The 18,748-nt window shown below is 59.8% G+C and carries 13 protein-coding genes and 1 pseudogene; 10 read left to right on the top strand and 4 right to left on the bottom strand.

Annotation, left to right across the window (positions count from 1 at the left end):
* Positions 1-145 precede the first annotated feature (145 nt).
* Entirely contained in the window at positions 146-583 is a 438-nt protein-coding gene (locus tag ABH909_RS01905) for a YkgJ family cysteine cluster protein (RefSeq protein WP_429430078.1), read from the bottom strand.
* A 256-nt stretch (positions 584-839) separates the two neighbouring features.
* Here ABH909_RS01905 and ABH909_RS01900 point away from each other — a divergent pair, with 256 nt between their 5' ends.
* The 5 genes from ABH909_RS01900 to ABH909_RS01880 all read left to right on the top strand — a co-directional run bounded on the left by ABH909_RS01900 (position 840) and on the right by ABH909_RS01880 (position 10,330).
* Entirely contained in the window at positions 840-3,290 is a 2,451-nt protein-coding gene (locus ABH909_RS01900) for a glycogen/starch/alpha-glucan phosphorylase (RefSeq protein ID WP_429430076.1), read from the top strand.
* A gap of 171 nt (positions 3,291-3,461) precedes the next feature.
* A complete protein-coding gene (locus ABH909_RS01895) occupies positions 3,462-7,046 on the top strand; it encodes a DUF2339 domain-containing protein (RefSeq protein WP_429430074.1) in 3,585 nt (1,194 codons plus the stop codon).
* Positions 7,043-8,410 carry a DUF3999 domain-containing protein gene (locus tag ABH909_RS01890; RefSeq protein WP_429430072.1) on the top strand — a complete coding sequence of 456 codons (1,368 nt, stop codon included), beginning with the start codon at positions 7,043-7,045 and terminating at the stop codon, positions 8,408-8,410. The genes ABH909_RS01895 and ABH909_RS01890 overlap by 4 nt, the downstream gene beginning before the upstream one ends.
* Positions 8,411-8,713: 303 nt before the next feature.
* Entirely contained in the window at positions 8,714-9,724 is a 1,011-nt protein-coding gene (locus tag ABH909_RS01885; protein ID WP_429430070.1) for a class 1 fructose-bisphosphatase, read from the top strand.
* Between the two features lie 3 nt (positions 9,725-9,727).
* Complete coding sequence (locus ABH909_RS01880; protein ID WP_429430068.1) at positions 9,728-10,330, top strand: DUF924 family protein; 603 nt, start codon at positions 9,728-9,730, stop codon at positions 10,328-10,330.
* Positions 10,331-10,463: 133 nt separating this feature from the next.
* Here the strand turns inward: ABH909_RS01880 and ABH909_RS01875 are convergent, their stop codons facing one another.
* Entirely contained in the window at positions 10,464-11,228 is a 765-nt protein-coding gene (locus tag ABH909_RS01875; RefSeq protein ID WP_429439721.1) for a methyl-accepting chemotaxis protein, read from the bottom strand.
* 93 nt (positions 11,229-11,321) lie between these two features.
* Positions 11,322-12,344: pseudogene (locus tag ABH909_RS01870) on the bottom strand (HAMP domain-containing protein); the annotation flags it as partial.
* 293 nt (positions 12,345-12,637) lie between these two features.
* On the opposite strand from ABH909_RS01870, the gene ABH909_RS01865 reads away from it, so the two are divergent.
* On the top strand, positions 12,638-12,892 hold the full coding sequence (locus ABH909_RS01865) for a hypothetical protein (RefSeq protein ID WP_007907841.1): 255 nt from the start codon (positions 12,638-12,640) through the stop codon (positions 12,890-12,892).
* Positions 12,893-12,926: 34 nt separating this feature from the next.
* Positions 12,927-13,496, top strand: coding sequence for a lipocalin family protein (locus tag ABH909_RS01860; RefSeq protein ID WP_429430066.1), 570 nt, complete (start codon positions 12,927-12,929; stop codon positions 13,494-13,496).
* Between the two features lie 123 nt (positions 13,497-13,619).
* Here the strand turns inward: ABH909_RS01860 and ABH909_RS01855 are convergent, their stop codons facing one another.
* Positions 13,620-14,984: a formimidoylglutamate deiminase gene (locus ABH909_RS01855; RefSeq protein WP_429430064.1), complete on the bottom strand. Its 1,365-nt coding sequence runs from the start codon at positions 14,982-14,984 to the stop codon at positions 13,620-13,622.
* 200 nt (positions 14,985-15,184) lie between these two features.
* Here ABH909_RS01855 and hutC point away from each other — a divergent pair, with 200 nt between their 5' ends.
* From hutC to hutU, 3 genes are all read left to right on the top strand, one after another.
* Positions 15,185-15,853, top strand: a complete 669-nt coding sequence (gene hutC, locus ABH909_RS01850) for a histidine utilization repressor (protein WP_232252242.1) — start codon at positions 15,185-15,187, stop codon at positions 15,851-15,853.
* Between the two features lie 10 nt (positions 15,854-15,863).
* Positions 15,864-16,433, top strand: coding sequence for a HutD/Ves family protein (locus tag ABH909_RS01845; protein WP_429430062.1), 570 nt, complete (start codon positions 15,864-15,866; stop codon positions 16,431-16,433).
* Positions 16,434-16,905: 472 nt separating this feature from the next.
* Positions 16,906-18,594: a urocanate hydratase gene (gene hutU / locus ABH909_RS01840; protein WP_429430060.1), complete on the top strand. Its 1,689-nt coding sequence runs from the start codon at positions 16,906-16,908 to the stop codon at positions 18,592-18,594.
* Positions 18,595-18,748: the final 154 nt, after the last annotated feature.

Here is an 18,748-nt window from a genome sequence, read left to right as displayed (position 1 = left end):
TGCGGTGTTTGTGAGGGCCTCCGAGCAAGCCCGCTCCCACAGGGGATTTGTTCTTTACAGATGATCTGTATTCAACGCCGATCCCTGTGGGAGCGGGCTTGCTCGCGAAAGCGGTCTGTCTATCGCTGAAGAACTCAACGATTGTTTAAAACTTGCCCAGCGTCCGCGGATTGTTCTCGCGCACCACTTCTTTAGGCTTGTACGCGCAATACCCCGGCCGCGGTCCGATCTTCGGGTGGTTGCGGCAGGTGTCCGGGCGCTTGTCATAAATGGTGCACAGACGGCTCTTGCGATCCAGGTACAGGCAATCGTTGTTGCTCATGCGCTGAAGGGTGAAGATCTCGGACTTCTGGTTATAGCGTTCGACGATCCCTTCCTTCTGCAAACGCTTGGCGATGTTCTTCGGCGGATCGCCACGCTCGAATTCGTCGACGATGCCGATACGGATCAGATCCCTGATTTTGACCTCGACCGGCAAGGTGCAGCAGCTGGACACGCAGGAACCGCACATTGGGGCAGAGTACTTGGCCCAGGTATCGAGGCGATCGATCTCTGCGGCGGCGATCAGGTTGGACTTCATCATCGGTTGTTACCAGCGTGTGCATCAGGGCGCGCGATCATACCGGGACTGGTGGATTTTTGAACAACCTTTCGCCAGATTTTTTCGTTTGGCGCAAAATAACTCCTGTGTCCGGCACGGCCCCTGCATCGTTTCTGGCACCGACAACATTAATGTCGACCGATCTCGCACTAACAGGAAAAACTGCCGAACCAGAGCTTCAATGGTCTGTCAGACCGTCTAGGCTCAGACAACTTCACGCTCGCTCGAGGTCTTATCGATGACTCAAGAACCACTTGTTCGCGAAGCAGAGGTGGCCGCATTCCGCGACGCCGTCTTGACCAAGCTTACCTACGCGGTGGGCAAAGACCCTGATCACGCCTTCGACCACGACTGGTTCGAGGCCATCGCCCTGGCGGCGCGCGATCACATGGTCGAGCACTGGATGGACCACACCCGGCAGATCTACCGCAAAGGCCAGAAGCGGGTCTATTACCTCTCCCTTGAATTCCTGATCGGCCGCTTGCTCTACGATAGCCTGAGCAACCTCGGCCTGCTCGATGTTGCCCGCGAAGCCATGACCGAACTGGGCGTCGACATCGAGCGCATCCGCCTGCTGGAGCCCGATGCGGCACTAGGCAATGGAGGCCTCGGGCGTCTGGCGGCGTGCTTCATGGAAAGCATGTCGACCCTGGGCATCGCCGGCCATGGTTATGGCATTCGTTACGAACACGGTTTGTTCCGTCAGGCCGTCGTCGACGGCTGGCAGCAGGAGCAGACCGAACACTGGCTGGATTTCGGTAACCCGTGGGAGTTTGAACGGCCGGAGGTCGCCTACCCGATCGGCTTCGGCGGCAGTGTCGAAACCGTGACCGATGAAAACGGCAAATCCAGGCAAGTCTGGTCCCCGGCGGAAACCGTGCGGGCCATTGCCTATGACACCCCGGTGGTCGGTTGGCGCGGCGCGAGTGTCAACACGCTGCGACTGTGGCGTGCCCGGGCCATGGAAGATTTGCACCTGGAGCGCTTCAACGCTGGCGACCACCTGGGCGCGGTTGCAGAAGTGGCCCGGGCCGAAAGTATCTCCCGCGTGCTCTACCCGGCGGACAGCACCGATGCCGGCCAGGAACTGCGTCTGCGTCAGGAATACTTCTTCGTTGCCGCGTCCCTGCAGGATTTGTTGCGCCGCCATCGCAACATGCACACCTCGGTGCTGACCCTGGGCGATCACGCGGCCATTCAACTCAACGACACGCACCCCTCGATTGCCGTGGCCGAGCTGATGCGTCAGCTGGTCGACGTCTATGACGTGGCGTGGGATGCGGCGTGGCAGGTCACCGTCGATACGCTGTCGTACACCAACCACACGTTGTTGCCGGAAGCGCTGGAAACCTGGCCGGTCGGTTTGATGGAGCGGATGCTGCCGCGGCACATGCAGATCATTTATTTGATCAACGCCCAGCACATCGATTCATTGCGGGCCAAGGGCATTCACGATTTCGACGTGTTGCGTGCGGTCTCGTTGATTGAGGAAGACAACGGTCGCCGCGTGCGCATGGGCAACCTGGCATTCCTCGGTTCTCACAGCGTCAACGGCGTATCCGGCCTGCACACGCAACTGATGCGCAGCACCGTGTTTTCCGAGTTGCATAAACTCTATCCGGAGCGGATCAACAACAAGACCAACGGCATTACCTTCCGCCGCTGGCTCTACCAGGCCAACCCCGAGCTGACCGCGATGATGGTCGACGCCCTCGGCCCGGATATGCTGGATAACCCCGAAGAAAGCCTGATAGGGCTGGAACCCTTCGCCGAGAAACCTGCATTCCGAAAACAGTTCGCCGAGCAGCGGATGCACAGCAAAAAAGCCCTGGCGTACCTGATTCATGAACGGCTGGGGATCGCGGTCAACCCGGCGGCGATGTTCGACGTGCAGGTCAAGCGGATCCACGAATACAAACGTCAGTTGCTCAATCTGCTGCACACCGTTGCGCTGTATCAGGCGATTCGTGCCGAACCGGAAATCGACTGGGTGCCGCGGGTGAAAATCTTCGCCGGCAAGGCAGCGGCCAGTTATCACCAGGCCAAATTGATCATAAAACTGACCAACGACATCGCCCGGGTGGTCAACAACGACCCGACCGTACGCGGTTTGCTCAAAGTGGTGTTCTTGCCCAACTACAACGTCAGCCTGGCCGAAAGCATCATTCCGGCGGCGGATTTGTCGGAGCAGATATCCACCGCCGGTTTTGAAGCCTCAGGCACCAGCAACATGAAGTTCGGCCTCAACGGCGCGCTGACCATCGGCACCCTGGACGGTGCCAATGTGGAAATGAGCGAGCGCATTGGTGTCGAACACATGTTCATCTTCGGTCTCAGCGCCGAGCAAGTGGAAGCGCGCAAGCTCAACCATGAGTTCAACGCGGCACCGGACATTGCCGCCTCCCACCGACTCAACGATGTGTTGCAAGCGATTCGCGGTGGGGTGTTCTCACCGGACGATCCATCCCGCTACACCACACTGATCGATTCGCTGGTGGACTATGACCGCTTCCTGGTCTGCGCCGATTTCGATTCTTACTGGCACGCTCAGATGCGGGTCGAGGCTCATTGGCACGACTCCAAAGAGTGGTGGCGCTCGGCGGTATTGAGCAGCGCACGGATGGGCTGGTTCTCGTCCGATCGAACCATTCGCGAGTACGCCACGGATATCTGGAAAGCGTTGGAGTAAGTCTTCGATCGGCTCGATATACTGGCGCGCCGGAAAAGATCGCAGCCTGCGGCAGCTCCTACACAATCGCGTGCTACCACGCCCTTGTAGGAGCTGCCGAAGGCTGCGATCTTTTTGGAACTGGCTACGCTAATCTTTCCGGATTGGCCAATGCGCTTAGGGATATCGACCATGCAATGGATGTTCATGCTGATTGGGCTGCTGCTGGGCTGGCTACTCGACGAGTCGTTCAGCGATGCGTTGTTGGGCGCTTTGCTCGGGCTGGGTATTGGCCAGGCTATCCGCATCGGCCGCTTGAGTACTCAAAGCGCCGAGCAGCGACGCTTGCTCGATCAGGCGCAGGTTGTGCTGAATGCGGTCGAGCAGCGATTGGCGTTGCTGGAAGTGTCGGGTGTCAAAACACCTGAAGCCAGTGAGCCTGCGGCCAGCGAACCGGTTCCATCCCCTGAAATCATTCTTGAGCAAGCCCCTGTCGCATCCCCGGAGCTGATCTGGGAACTGCCGCCCGAATTCGAACCCATCACGGCGGCCGCGACCGAAGCCAGTCGTCCGCAGACAGATGCCTGGAAACCCGAACCGATTGCCCGCGAACCACAACAACCGGCGGCGCCTCGTGGCCCGAACTTCATCGAGCGCGCCATCAGCGGCGCGCGCAACTGGTTGTTCGGCGGCAATACCGTGCTGCGGGTCGGCGTGGTGCTGTTGTTCCTCGGCCTGGCCTTCCTGTTGCGCTACGCCACCGAAGGCATGGTGGTGCCGGTCGAGTTGCGTTACGCCGGTGTCGCGGCGGCGGCCTTGGGTTTGCTCGCGCTGGGTTGGTGGCTGCGCCTGCGTAACAGCAATTACGCGCTGATGCTGCAAGGCACCGGGATCGCGGTGTTGTACCTGACCGTATTTGCCGCGATGCGTTTGCATCCGTTGCTCGACCCCACTGCTGCACTGGGCTTGCTGGTGGTGGTGACGGTGTTCTCGGCGATTCTCGCCATTACCCAGAACGCATTAGGCTTGGCCGCTGCTGCTGCACTGGGCGGTTTCGCCGCGCCGATCCTGACCTCCACCGGCGCCGGCAACCATGTCGCGCTGTTCAGCTACTTCGCCTTGCTCAATGCCGGCATCCTCGCCATTGCGTGGTTCAAGGCCTGGCGGCTGCTTAATCTGATCGGTTTTGTCGGCACCTTCGGCATCGGTTTGGCCTGGGGCCTGCGTTCCTATACGCCGGAATTGCTGTGGAGTACCGAGCCGTTCCTGATTCTGTTTTTCCTGATGTACCTGGCCATCGGCTTGTTGTTCGCCCGGCGCAAACTGCTGGAAATGAGCGATGCGCCCGAGGACGACAGCCGCGAGGCACTGCTGCACTGGTCGGCGCGCAAGGGCGATTACGTCGACGGCACGATGCTGTTCGCGCCACCGCTAGTGGGTTTCGGTTTGCAGTTCGCGCTGGTGGAACATCTGGAATTTGCCGCCGCCTTCAGCGCCTTGGCGCTGGGCATGATTTACATGGGCCTGGCCAGGTTGCTGATGGGCGGTCGAGCGTTGTTGTTGGCGGAAACCTGTCTGGCACTTGGCGTGATCTTCGCCAGCCTGGCAATTCCGCTGGGGCTCGATGCGCGTTGGACCGCAGCCGCCTGGGCGGTGGAAGGCGCGGGTATTTTCTGGCTCGGCCTGCGCCAACAGCGACCGCTGGCGCGGGCCTTTGCCTTGCTGCTGCAACTGGGCTCGGCACTGGCCTTTATCAGTGAGCTGCGGATCGGCGAAAACAGCCTGCTCGAGGGCGCACCGCTGGGTGCGTTGATGCTCGGCGTGGCGCTGCTGTTCAGTTTCTACCAGTTGCGCAAAGCGTTGCCCGAACAGGCGTCGCAGTGGGAGCGTCAAGGGCTGCCGGTACTGGCCTGTCTGGGGCTGACGTTCCTCTATCTGCTGGCGCCGCTGTTCTTCTTCACCCACGGCACGGCGATCAGTTGGGCGCTGGCCGGGTTGGCGACGCTGTTCGTCGGCCTGCGCCTGCAATCGAGAACCTTCCTGTTCACCGCGTTCGTCGTGCAACTGCTTGGCGGTGCGTTGTTCCTGTTGCGGCTGCAAGGGGCGGGCGGTGAGTCTGCCGCGGTGTTCAGCGCCGGTTGGAGCGGTTTGCTCAGCGCGTCCCTGATCGGGCTGGCATTGATCGCCGGGATGTTGCTGGCGGCCCGCGACGAAATGGTGCGCAGCGACCTGCGTTTGCTGCGCGGCTTGTCAGTGGTGTTGCTGGCCGGCCTGGTGCTGATCAACCTTGCTGTGTTGTTTGTGTTGCCGTGGCAAACCGCGAGCGCGGTGTGGGCCGCCAGTGGTTTGTTCATCATCTGGTTGAGCCTGTACCTGAAGCAGCGGGTGAGTTTTGTCTTTGGTCTGCTGTTGCAGGTGATCGGTGGCGCGGCGTTCCTGTTCGCCGGGCCGGACCTGCTCGGCCCGCTGCTCAGCGAAGGGTTGCGACCGTTGGCGCACAGCGGTTTCTGGACGCCGCTGGTACTGGGGCTGGCCGCCTTCGTCGGGGCCTGGCGTTTGCAGCTTGGCAATCATGCTTCGGCCTTCGATGGGTTGAGCTTGCAGCGCTTGTCCGAAGTGTTGCTGGTGTGGGGTGCGGGTTGGTGGGCACTGGCATGGGTCAGCGAAGTGCTGCGCTTTGCGCCGTTGAATCTGCAAGCCACTTTGTTGCTGACCGTCGCCGCCGTGAGTGTCGCGTTGTGGACGGTATTGGCGCTGCGTCTGAAGTGGTCGTCGCTGGGCTTGCTCTGCACCTTGCTGATTCCCGCTGCCGGTCTGGTGCTGCTCGCGGCCTGGCATTCGCGTTATCACCCGGCCGCCGACTTCGGCTGGCTGGTCTGGATCGCAGTGTTCGTCGTGCATTTCATCTCCCTGCGGCGTCTGGCGCCGACATTGCCCGCAAGCGCCCTGAGCACCGCCCATGTACTCGGTTGCTGGCTGTTGATCGGCGTGTTGGCCCTGGAACTGCGTTACGGTCTGTTGCTGTTGTCGGAACAGTACAACGCCTGGCGCTGGTTGGGCTGGGCGATTCTGCCGAGCCTGTATCTGGTGCTGATGGCTGCACCGCGTGCATGGCCATGGCCGGTGTCGGCTTATCCCCGCGAGTACCGGCTCTATGCCGCTGCGCCGTTGGTACTGTTGATGCTCGGCTGGTTCTGGTTGGCGAACATCGCCAGTGACGGCACCGCCGAGCCATTGCCGTATGTGCCACTGATCAACCCGCTGGAGCTGGGCCTGTTGTTTGCCTTGTTCGGCGTTTACGTCTGGTCTCGGACCGCTGTGACGCAACTGGCAATTCGCAGGGAGTACGCCGATAACGCCACGCAAGTCATCGCTGGGGTTTCGCTGTTCGTCTTCTTCACCGCGCTGGTGATGCGCGCGGCTCATCATTGGGGTGGCGTGCCGTACGCGCTGGATTTGTTGCTTCAATCGATGCTGGTGCAGGCGGGCCTGTCTATTGTCTGGACCCTGATGGCCCTGAGTCTGATGATCGGTGGGCATCTGCGTCATCGCCGGGAAGTCTGGCTGATCGGCGCGGCGCTGATCGCGCTGGTGGTCGCCAAGCTGTTCTTCGTTGAGTTGAGTAACCGCGGCGGGCTGGCGCGGATCGTGTCGTTTATCGGCGTTGGCGTGTTGCTGTTGGTGGTGGGCTATTTCGCTCCATTGCCACCCAAGCGTGCCGAAGCTGTGCCGGATGTTGAAAAACCGGCCCCTGAAACCGAAGGAGTGTCGTCTTGAGTCAGAAGCTGAACCTGGGCTGGTGGGGTGCTGTTGTATTGGGCGTGACACTGTCGGCCGGCGCGCAGGAAAAACCGGCGGACTTTGCCACGCAGGTGCCGCTGTCGGTGAGTGGCGAGGGGCCGTGGTATCGCCTGGAATTACCCTTGGGCGTACAACTGAAAGCGCGGCAAACCGATCTCAGCGATCTACGCGTGTTCAACGCCGCCGGTGAACCTCAGGCTTATGCGCTGGCCCGAGAACCCGCGCAGACCCGCGAAAACCGCACACTTCACGACGTGAAATGGTTCCCGTTGTACAACTCGGCGGAAGCCACCGAACGCGCGCCGAGTGTGCGCGTGCAATCGAACAGCAACGGCACGTTGATCGAGGTGCAGCCGTCCAGCCAGTTGGAGGCAGGCGAAGAAGAGCTGCGCGGCTGGTTACTCGATGCCAGTCGAATCAAGGCGCCGTTACAGCAATTGATCCTTGACTGGACCAGCGATCGCGACGGCTTCCAGCGTTTCAGCATCGAAGCCAGCGACGATTTGCAGCATTGGCAGTCGTGGGGCGAAGGGCAAGTGGCGCGTCTGACGTTTGCCGACGAACGGGTCGAGCAACATGAGGTCGGCCTGCCGGGGCAATCGGCGCGCTACCTGCGCTTGCTGTGGAGTTCACCGCAATCGGCGCCAGCGCTGACTTCGGCGCAACTGGAAAGCACCAACCCTCGCACCTTGCCGCTGCCGTTGGTCTGGTCGCAACCGTTGGCTGGCACCCGCGTGAAGGACGGTGAGTACATCTGGCAATTGCCGATGGGGTTGAACGTCCAGCGCTTGCAGATCGAGCTGAATCAGCCCAACAGCCTGGCACCGGTGACGTTGTCGGGTCGTCGGGAAACCAGCCTGCCGTGGCAAACGCTGACCAGCGGTTTGCTCTACCGCCTGACCCAGAATGGCCAGGACGTGGTGCAGAACGAATTGCAGCTGCCGGGCCAGACCGTGCAGCAATTGAAGCTGACGGTGGATGAGCGCGGCGGTGGCCTGGGCGCCGAAGCACCGACCGTCCGATTTGCCGTGCGCTCCACGCAACTGGTGTTCCTGGCGCGCGGCGCCGGGCCTTATACGCTGGCGCTGGGGAGTGCGACGGTGAAGGCGGCGAGCTTGCCGTTGTTGACGCTGATTCCCGATTACAGCGCGGCGAAGCAGGCGGCGTTGGGCAAGGCGACCGTGGAGGATGGGGTCGCGGTGACTCCGGCGGCGACCGTGCCTGCGGTGGCGGACACGAACTGGAAGAAATTCGGGTTGTGGGCGGTGCTGTTGCTCAGTGTGCTGTTTCTGGGGGCCATGGCGTTCAGCTTGCTGCGCAAGCCTGCTGCTAAGTCCTGAGGATGGCTGGCGCTATGCGCCATTCGCGAGCAAGCCCGCTCCCACACTGGATCTCGGTCGCACACAAATGTTGTGCACGCTGAAGATCTACTGTGGGAGCGGGCTTGCTCGCGAAAGCGGTCTATCAGCCACAAAAAAACCTCAATCTGCCACTGATCCGCAGGCCACATCGGCCCCATTTCGAACTACGCTCAACCCCGCACATGAACTCTATTGGGTGTATCACGTCTGATAGGAGGAAATGCGCCCCGACTCGCGTTAAACTGCGCGGGTTTTTAGCCCCCCATTCCACCGGAGCCGTCCATGTCCCGCGTTACCTTGAGTCGCTATTTGATTGAGCAGACCCGCAGCAACAACACTCCTGCCGATCTGCGCTTCCTGATCGAAGTGGTGGCGCGTGCTTGCAAGGAAATCAGCCACGCCGTCTCTAAAGGCGCCCTGGGTGGTGTTCTGGGCAGCATGGGCACTGAAAACGTCCAGGGCGAAGTGCAGAAGAAGCTCGACGTGATCTCCAACGAAATCCTTCTCGAAGCCAACGAGTGGGGCGGTCACCTGGCCGGCATGGCGTCCGAAGAAATGGACAATGCCTACCAGATCCCGGGCAAATACCCGAAAGGCGCGTACCTGCTGGTATTCGACCCACTGGACGGTTCGTCGAACATCGATATCAACGCACCGGTCGGTACTATCTTCTCGGTGCTGCGTTGCCCGAACGAATACCTGAGCCAGAACGAACCTCTGAACGAGAAGGCTTTCCTGCAGCCAGGCACCGAGCAGGTAGCCGCCGGTTATGCCATCTACGGCCCGCAGACCATGCTGGTATTGACCTTGGGCGACGGCGTGAAGGGCTTCACTCTGGACCGCGAAATGGGCAGCTTCGTCCTGACCCATGAAGACATCAAGATCCCGGAGTCCACTCAGGAATTCGCGATCAACGCGTCCAACCAGCGTCACTGGGAAGCTCCGGTACAACGCTACGTCAGCGAATTGCTGGCTGGCGAAGAAGGCCCGTTGAAAAAGAACTACAACATGCGTTGGGTCGCCGCGATGGTCGCCGACGTACACCGCATCCTGACCCGTGGTGGTTTGTTTATGTACCCACGCGACAGCCGCGAGCCGTCGAAGCCGGGCAAACTGCGTCTGATGTACGAAGCCAACCCGATGTCGTTCCTGGTGGAACAAGCGGGTGGCGCATCCACTGACGGCCACCAGCGCATCCTCGACATCAAGCCGGAAGGCCTGCACCAGCGTGTTGCGGTGTTCCTCGGCTCGAAAGAAGAAGTTGCCCGCGTCACGGCTTACCACAAGGAATAAACCATGACTGCGCCCTGGCAGCCGTTACTCGAATGGTGGTTTGGATCTTTCGAATCACCCAACGAAATAGCGGCTGACAAGGGCAAGTTATGGTTCGGCAAGCGCGACAGCCAGGACCTCGAAGCGCGGACGCGTTTCGGGAACCTGGTCGAGCAGGCACTGGCCGGCGGATTGACCGAATGGGTGCAACACCCCGAAGGTTGGCTGGCCCTGGTGCTGCTGCTCGATCAACTTCCGCGAATGATCTTTCGCGATACCCCCAAATCCTTTTCAGGCGATCTCAGGGCTCAGGCACTGGTAGCGCAAGGCATTGCTGCGGATTTCGATCGGCAACTGCGGCCGATCCAGCGGGTGTTTATCTATCTGGTGTTTGAGCACTGCGAAAATCTGGCGGTGCAGAACGAAGCGGTTTCGCGATTTCTTGATCTGGTTGAACAGCAACCCGAGGCGGATCGGGCGGTGTTTGCCGACAACCTGGATTATGCCGAGCGGCATCAGAAGATCATTGCGCGGTTTGGACGGTTTCCCCATCGCAATGCGGTGTTGGGGCGTGAATCTACGGCTGAGGAAGTTGAGTTTCTTTCGAAGCCTGGGTCTCGATTTTAGATTTTCGTTGCAGATGATGCCGCCTTCGCGAGCAAGCCCGCTCCCACATTGAATTTTCAGCGAACACAGATTTTGTGTTCGACCGAAATGCAATGTGGGAGCGGGCTTGCTCGCGAAGAGGCCCGCAAAAGCACTAGATCCTGAAACTACCCACCAACTGCTTCAACCGCGCCGCCTGCTGCTCCAGATCAGCACATGCACGCAAGGTCGACTGCAAGTTCTCTACACCTTCCTGGTTCAGTGTGTTGATCTCGGTGATGTCGACGTTGATTGACTCCACCACAGCGGTCTGCTCCTCGGTCGCGGTGGCCACGGACTGGTTCATCCCGTCGATCTCACCGATGCGCTGTGTCACGCTGCCCAGGCGCTCGCCAGCCTGATTGGCGATGCCGACGCTGTTTTCGCTCTGGCGCTGGCTGTCGGTCATGGTGCTGACCGCTTCCCGGGCGCCGACCTGCAGTTCTTCGATCATCTTCTGCACTTGCTGCGCCGAATCCTGAGTGCGGTGGGCGAGGTTGCGCACCTCATCGGCAACCACGGCAAAACCTCGACCGGCTTCACCGGCACGGGCCGCTTCGATGGCTGCATTGAGCGCCAGCAGGTTGGTTTGCTGCGAGATGCTGGTGATCACTTCCAGAATCTGGCCGATGTTCACTGTGTTGCTGTTCAGGGTTTCGATGTTGCCGCACGAATCGCTGATTTTTGCCGATAGCTGCTGCATGGCGGCGATGGTTTTATCCACCACTTGTTGACCGTCTTCGGCCAAGGCACGGGCGTCGCTCGAATGTTGCGAGGCGAGGGCGGCGTTCTGGGCGATTTCCTGCGCGGCGGCGCCCAATTCGTTGATCGCTGCCGCCACGCTGCTGGTACGTGAGGCTTGCTGATCGGAGTTGAACATCGATGAGTTGGAGGCCGCGACCACCCGCAAGGCGACTTCGTTGACCTGGCCAGTGGCCGAGGACACTTCGCGGATCGAGGTATGAATACGTTCCACAAAGCGGTTGAACGAAATGCCCAACGCACCGAATTCATCCTGCCCGTGAATGGTCAGGCGCTTGGTCAGGTCACCTTCGCCCTCGGCGATGTCATGCATGGCGCGGCCCATGGTCAGCAGCGGTTGCATCAGCACACGGATCAACATGCTCAGCAGCGCGATGATGATCACCACGGCGATGATCATGGCGATGATCGCCGAGGTGCGGAATTCGCTGAGCATCGAGAACGCGGTGTCTTTATCCAGCACCAGCGCCACGTACCAGTCTGCCGACGGCACCCCGTTGACGTGAGTGAAAGAAATGAACCGGGTTTTGCCGTCCAGTTCGACTTCCTTCAGGCCCGGGCTGATTTTTGGCGCGCCGTTGGGGTAAGCGTCGGCCAGGTTCTTGAGCACCAGTTTGCTGTCCGGGTGGATCAGGATTTTACCGTCGGCGCTGACGATAAACGCATGGCCATGACCGTCGAAGTTCAGCGAGTTGATGATCGCGCTGACGCTGGACAGATCAATGTCCGCACCGGCGACGCCAATCATTTGATTCTGGTGCTTCACCGGCGTGGCAACGGTCATCACCAGTTTGCCCGACGATGCCGCAATGTAGGGTTCGGTGACGATGGTCTGTTGCGCATTGTTGGCCGCCTTGTACCAGCCACGAGCACGCGGGTCGTAGTCCGCGGCGCGATTGCCGGCCGGGACCGAGAACATCACGCCATCGGTGCCGCCGAAGTAGCTCAGCTGGAAGTTGCCGGTGTAGGCCGGCAGGTCGATGGCGCGCTTGAGATTGGCCTGGGCGGCGCCGTCCACGGCGATTTGCTGGGCCAGCGATTGCAGCAATTGAATGCGGCTTTCCAGCCAGGTCTGAATGTTGCTGGTAGTCAGGCTGCCGAGTTCCTGCATCGAGGACTCGATACTGCTGCGCAGGGTCTGCCGCTGGCGGTAATCGTTGAACAGGATGAAACAGGCGAATGCAACGGCCACCACAAGGGCGGCCGCCAGCAGGATTTTGTGGCTGAATTTCATGTTTCTGGTCATTAAGTGAGCTACCGCGAAGGGCTGGTCAACAAGGAGTGTCAATTTGGCCATAGTGGAAGGCTTTGCATTGCTTCTATGTCGACTGGCCAGCGCCAAAGATTAGGCGGCTTCTGCGAAAACCGACGAAATACTCAGTGGCGGAAAAAAGTGGCTGATTTATCGTCAAAAGGCTGACGGATGGCCAAACAAATAGCCGCAGGGTCAGGGAACCAGAGAGGGGTTTTCTCTTCTAAGCTTCAGCTTGGCAGCCATGCCATTCCCTACGCCCCAGGAGTTACACCATGTCGCTGCGATCTATCGCCTTGCTCTCGTTCTGCGTGTTGTTGGCAGCGTGCGGCAAGATCAATCAGGAAAATTATTCGAAGCTGTCGACCGGCATGCCCAAGGCCGAGGTTGAGACCTTGCTGGGCAAACCGACTGATTGCTCGGGCGCACTCGGCATGTCCAGTTGCACCTGGGGTGACAAAAACAGCTTTATCAGCGTGCAGTATGCCGGTGACAAAGTGCTGATGTTTTCTGGCCAAGGCCTGAAGTAAACCGGGGCTATTCGCCCACCGGGAGAAAAAAATAATGAAGCGGTTACTGATCGTTCTTTTTGCCGGCCTGGTATTGGCCGGCTGCGCCACTTCTGGCGTAGATCCATTGGCGCCCAAGACCGTCAACACGGTCAACCTCAAGCGTTACCAGGGAACCTGGTACGAGCTGGCGCGGCTGCCGATGTATTTCCAGCGCAACTGCGCGCAGTCCGAGGCCCATTACACCCTCAAGCCTGATGGTGACATGGCGGTGTTGAACCGCTGCCTGACGTCGGACTGGCAATGGGAAGAGGCCAAAGGCACGGCTTATCCACAGGTACCCGGCAAGGCCGACAAACTGTGGGTCGAGTTCGATACCTGGTTCTCGCGACTGATCCCGGGGGTGGCGAAGGGGGAGTACTGGGTGTTGTATGTCAGCGATGATTACAAGACCGCGATTGTCGGCGACCCGAGCCGCCGTCACCTCTGGCTGTTGTCACGCACCCCGACGGTCAATGGTGTCGTGCGAGAAGAACTGCTGAGCAAGGCGCGTCAGCAGGGTTATGACACGACGCGACTGATCTGGCGTGCGTCGGATTCGCAGATGGCCAAGACTTCCAACTAGCGGCGCGACCGAAAAAAGATCGCAGCCTGCGGCAGCTCCTACAGAGTCCGTGTTGATCCGCATTATTGCGACCAGCCGGATCAATGTAGGAGCTGCCGAAGGCTGCGATCTTTTGTTTTTCGGTTAACCGAGCAGTTCGCGCAGAACCTGGGTAAACGCCCGATTGCTTTCTTCTTCCCCGGCATGCCGCCCGTCACGCACAACCCACTGGCCGTTGACCAGCACATCCCGCACCTGACGGTCACCACCGGCAAACAGCCAACGATTGAGAATCCCGTCGCCACTGGCCGTCGCCAAGTACGGATCGTTACCGTCCAGCACCAGCCAATCCGCACGCTTGCCCACTTCCAGCGCGCCAATCGGTTGCCCCAGCGCCTGGGCACCTCCATCCAGCGCGGCATCGTAGAGTGTGCGGCCGACCATCGGCTGATCCGCGCCATACAACCGATTTCGCCGCTGATCGCGCAGACGCTGTCCGTACTCCAGCCAGCGCAATTCTTCCACCACGCTCAACGACACATGGCTGTCGGAACCGATGCCCATGCGCCCACCCTGCGCAAGGAAATCCACCGCCGGAAAAATCCCGTCGCCCAGGTTGGCTTCGGTGGTCAGGCATAGACCCGCGATGGCGCGGCTCTGGGCCATGAGCGTGACTTCTTCCGGGTTGGCGTGGGTCGCGTGGACCAGGCACCAGCGCTGATCGACTTCGGTATTTTCGTACAGCCATTGCAGCGGACGGCGGCCGCTCCAGCTCAGGCAGTCATCGACTTCCTTCTGCTGTTCGGCAATGTGAATGTGCACCGGGCACTGCTTGTCGCTGGCCGCCAATACTTCGCTGATCTGCTGCGGTGTTACCGCGCGCAACGAGTGAAAACACAAACCCAGCGACTGCGTCGGTTGCTGTGCCAGGATCGGCTGCAAGCGCGACTGAAGTTTGAGGTAGTTTTCGGTGCTGTTGATAAAGCGGCGCTGACCTTCGTTCGGGGCCTGGCCACCAAAACCGGAGTGGCTGTAGAGCACTGGCAGCAAGGTCAGCCCGATACCGGCGGAGCTGGCGGCCTGGCTGATGCGCAACGCCAGTTCGGCCGGGTCTGTGTATGGTTGGCCGCTCGTATCGTGGTGTACATAATGAAATTCCGCGACCGAGGTGTAACCGGCCTTGAGCATTTCGATGTACAGCTGACGGGCGATGACGCCGAGTTGGTCCGGGCTGATTTTTCCGACGAGGCGATACATCAAATCGCGCCAGGTCCAGAAACTGTCATTCGGATTGCCCGCCACTTCCGCCAGCCCGGCCATGGCCCGCTGGAAGGCGTGGGAGTGCAAATTCGGCATTCCCGGCAGTAGCGGACCGCTCAACCGTTCGGCGTCATCTGCGTAAGAATCGGCCTGGATATGGGTCAGCACGCCATCGGCGCTGACCTCAAGACGTACATTGTTGGCCCATCCACTAGGCAGCAGCGCGCGTTCGGCAAAGAAGGCGGACATGGTTCAGCACCCCATCGTGTGTTATTTGTATATACATATACAGACGTTTGCCTGCTCGGTAAACTCCGGCAAGCTAGCAATCTCTAACAAATGAACAAGGATCAATCGTGCCGACTCCCTCTGCCACATTGCCGCCGAATGCCCATCTGAGCGCCAATCTGGGCGACAGTCCGGCGCCCTTGTATGCCCGCGTCAAACAGATGATCACCCAGCAGATCGACAGTGGAAACTGGCCGCCGCACTACCGCGTTCCGTCGGAAAGCGAGTTGGTCAGCCAGTTGGGTTTCAGCCGCATGACCATCAACCGCGCGCTGCGCGAGATGACTGCCGATGGCCTGTTGGTGCGCATGCAAGGTGTCGGAACGTTCGTCGCCGAACCGAAAAGCCAGTCCGCCCTGTTTGAAGTGCACAACATCGCCGACGAAATTGCCTCCCGTGGCCATCGCCATACGTGCAAGGTGATCACCCTCGAAGAAGAGGCCGCCGGTTCCGAGCGCGCCCTGGCGCTGGACATGCGCGAAGGGCAGAAAGTGTTCCACTCGCTGATCGTGCATTTCGAAAACGATATTCCGGTGCAAATCGAAGACCGTTTCGTCAACGCGCTGGTGGCGCCGGAGTACCTCAAGCAAGACTTCACCCTGCAAACGCCTTACGCCTATCTGAATCAGGTTGCGCCGCTGACCGAAGGCGAGCACGTGGTCGAAGCGATTCTTGCCGAGCCGTCTGAATGCAAATTGCTGCAGATTGAAAAGGGCGAGCCGTGCCTGCTGATTCGTCGCCGCACCTGGTCCGGCCGTCAGCCAGTGACCGCCGCCCGTTTGATCCACCCAGGTTCCCGTCATCGTCTGGAAGGACGGTTCCATAAATAAAGAGCACTGAATGAGCCAGTTGAAAGTTTTACGCGCAGCAGATTACCCGCGCATGCCGTGGAAAAACGGCGGCGGCAGCACTGAAGAAATCACCCGTGATAGCGGCATGGGTCTTGATGGGTTCGGCTGGCGCCTGTCGATTGCCGACATCGGTGAGTCGGGCGGGTTTTCCATCTTTGCCGGCTATGAGCGGGTGATCAGCGTACTGCAAGGCGAGGGCATGACCTTGCGCGTCGATGGTCAGGACACGCGGCCATTGTTACCGCTGGACCCGTTTGCTTTCAGTGGCGAGAGTCATGTGTCCTGCACATTACTCGGCGGGCCGATTCGCGACTTCAACCTGATTTATGCACCGCAGCGTTATAGCGCGCGGTTGCAGTGGCTGGACGGCGAGCAGCGATTTTTCAGCTCGGCAGGTACCGTGCTCGTGTTCAGCGTCACCGACGAGCTTGAAGTGAAGGTCGGTAACAGCACTTCACAGCTCGGTCGCCATGATTGCCTGCAACTCGACGGTAACACCAGCCTGCTGGATATCTCCAGCAATGGCCCATGCAGCGTGATCGAGCTGACTGCACGCTGATTCAAAACCCTCAAAAGATCGCAGCCTTCGGCAGCTCCTACGAGTTCGATGTTCACCCGCAATATTTGTGGTGAGCGCGATCACTGTAGGAGCTGCCGAAGGCTGCGATCTTTTGCTTTTCAGCGTTTCCCATCGCGCACCAACTTGTTACCGAACGCCCCAGCGTGGCGCAAAACCACGCTCAAGTAACAGCTATCTTGCCCTTCGTAAAATCCCCCAGAAAAATTTCATCTTCGCCAGAACCCTTGATTCAGGCGCTCTCCAGCCATTTTAAAAACTTTTCTTGAGCACTCATCCAGCAAGTTGGCCGCTTGATTGCATATGCTTGTATGTACAAGTAAAGACGTATGCGTATGAGTCGATTCGAGACTCCTCGCAACGTCCACTGATTCGCTTGTGTCGCGTTGACGCGCACAGGCTGGCTTGCCCACCGCCAGGGTTGGTTTGGATTGATCGCTGAGGAGTCTTTTTCGTGACTGACAATACCCAGAAACCTACTAAATACCGCAATGTAGAAATCCGTGCCGCACGCGGTAACAAGCTGACCGCCAAAAGCTGGCTGACTGAAGCGCCGCTGCGCATGCTGATGAACAACCTCGACCCGGAAGTCGCCGAGAACCCTAAAGAACTGGTGGTTTACGGTGGCATCGGTCGTGCGGCACGTAATTGGGAATGCTACGACAAGATCGTCGAAAGCCTGACCAACCTGAACGACGACGAGACCCTGCTGGTGCAATCCGGCAAGCCGGTCGGCGTGTTCAAGACCCACAGCAACGCCCCGCGCGTGCTGATCGCCAACTCCAACCTGGTGCCACACTGGGCGAGCTGGGAACACTTCAACGAACTCGACGCCAAAGGCCTGGCCATGTACGGCCAGATGACCGCCGGCAGCTGGATCTACATCGGCAGCCAGGGCATCGTTCAGGGCACCTACGAAACCTTCGTCGAAGCCGGTCGCCAACATTACAACGATGACCTGAAAGGTCGTTGGGTCCTGACCGCAGGCCTCGGCGGCATGGGCGGCGCTCAGCCTCTGGCTGCAACACTGGCCGGCGCTTGCTCGCTTAACATCGAATGCCAGCAGGTCAGCATTGATTTTCGTCTGAACAGCCGTTATGTCGATGAGCAAGCCACCGACCTCGACGACGCGCTGGCCCGCATCGCCAAATACACCAAGGAAGGCAAGGCGATTTCCATCGCTCTGCTGGGCAACGCGGCTGAAATCCTGCCGGAACTGGTCAAGCGCGGCGTGCGCCCAGACATGGTCACCGACCAGACCAGCGCCCACGACCCACTCAACGGTTACCTGCCAGCCGGCTGGACCTGGGAAGAATACCGCGCCCGCGCCAAGACCGAGCCGGCTGTCGTGGTCAAAGCCGCCAAGCAGTCCATGGCCGTGCATGTTAAAGCGATGCTCGACTTCCAGAAAATGGGTATTCCGACCTTCGACTACGGCAACAACATCCGTCAGATGGCACAAGAAGAAGGCGTTGAAAACGCGTTCGACTTCCCGGGTTTCGTACCGGCTTACATCCGTCCGCTGTTCTGCCGTGGCATCGGTCCATTCCGTTGGGCCGCGCTGTCGGGCGATCCGCAAGACATCTACAAAACCGACGCCAAGGTCAAAGAACTGATCCCGGACGACGCGCACCTGCACAACTGGCTGGACATGGCCCGCGAGCGCATCAGCTTCCAGGGTCTGCCGGCACGTATCTGCTGGGTTGGCCTGGGTCTGCGCGCCAAGCTGGGTCTGGCGTTCAACGAAATGGTTCGTAGCGGTGAGTTGTCGGCGCCAATCGTGATCGGTCGGGATCACTTGGACTCCGGCTCTGTTGCCAGCCCTAACCGCGAAACCGAATCGATGCAGGACGGGTCCGACGCCGTGTCCGACTGGCCATTGCTTAACGCTCTGCTCAACACCGCGAGCGGCGCGACCTGGGTTTCCCTGCATCACGGCGGCGGCGTCGGCATGGGCTTTTCCCAGCACTCGGGCATGGTGATTGTCTGCGACGGTACGGACGAAGCGGCCGAGCGTATCGCTCGCGTGCTGCACAACGACCCGGCGACCGGTGTCATGCGTCACGCTGATGCGGGTTACCAGATCGCAATCGACTGCGCCAAGGAGCAGGGTCTGAACCTGCCGATGATTACCGGTAAATAACGCGGAACCCTGTAGGAGCTGCCGCAGGCTGCGATCTTTTGGCGTCGTTATTGGCGCCGAAGATCAAGATCAAAAGATCGCAGCCTCGTTTCACTCGACAGCTCCTACACAGCTCCTACCAGTTTCTATGCAGATACAACACCGAATAACAATC

Origin of the sequence: Pseudomonas sp. BS3782 TE3695 (genome assembly GCF_050435305.1) — a bacterium.
GTDB lineage: Bacteria > Pseudomonadota > Gammaproteobacteria > Pseudomonadales > Pseudomonadaceae > Aquipseudomonas.
Note: the sequence above shows the minus strand (reverse complement) of the source record. Positions and strands in the feature narration are given on the sequence as shown.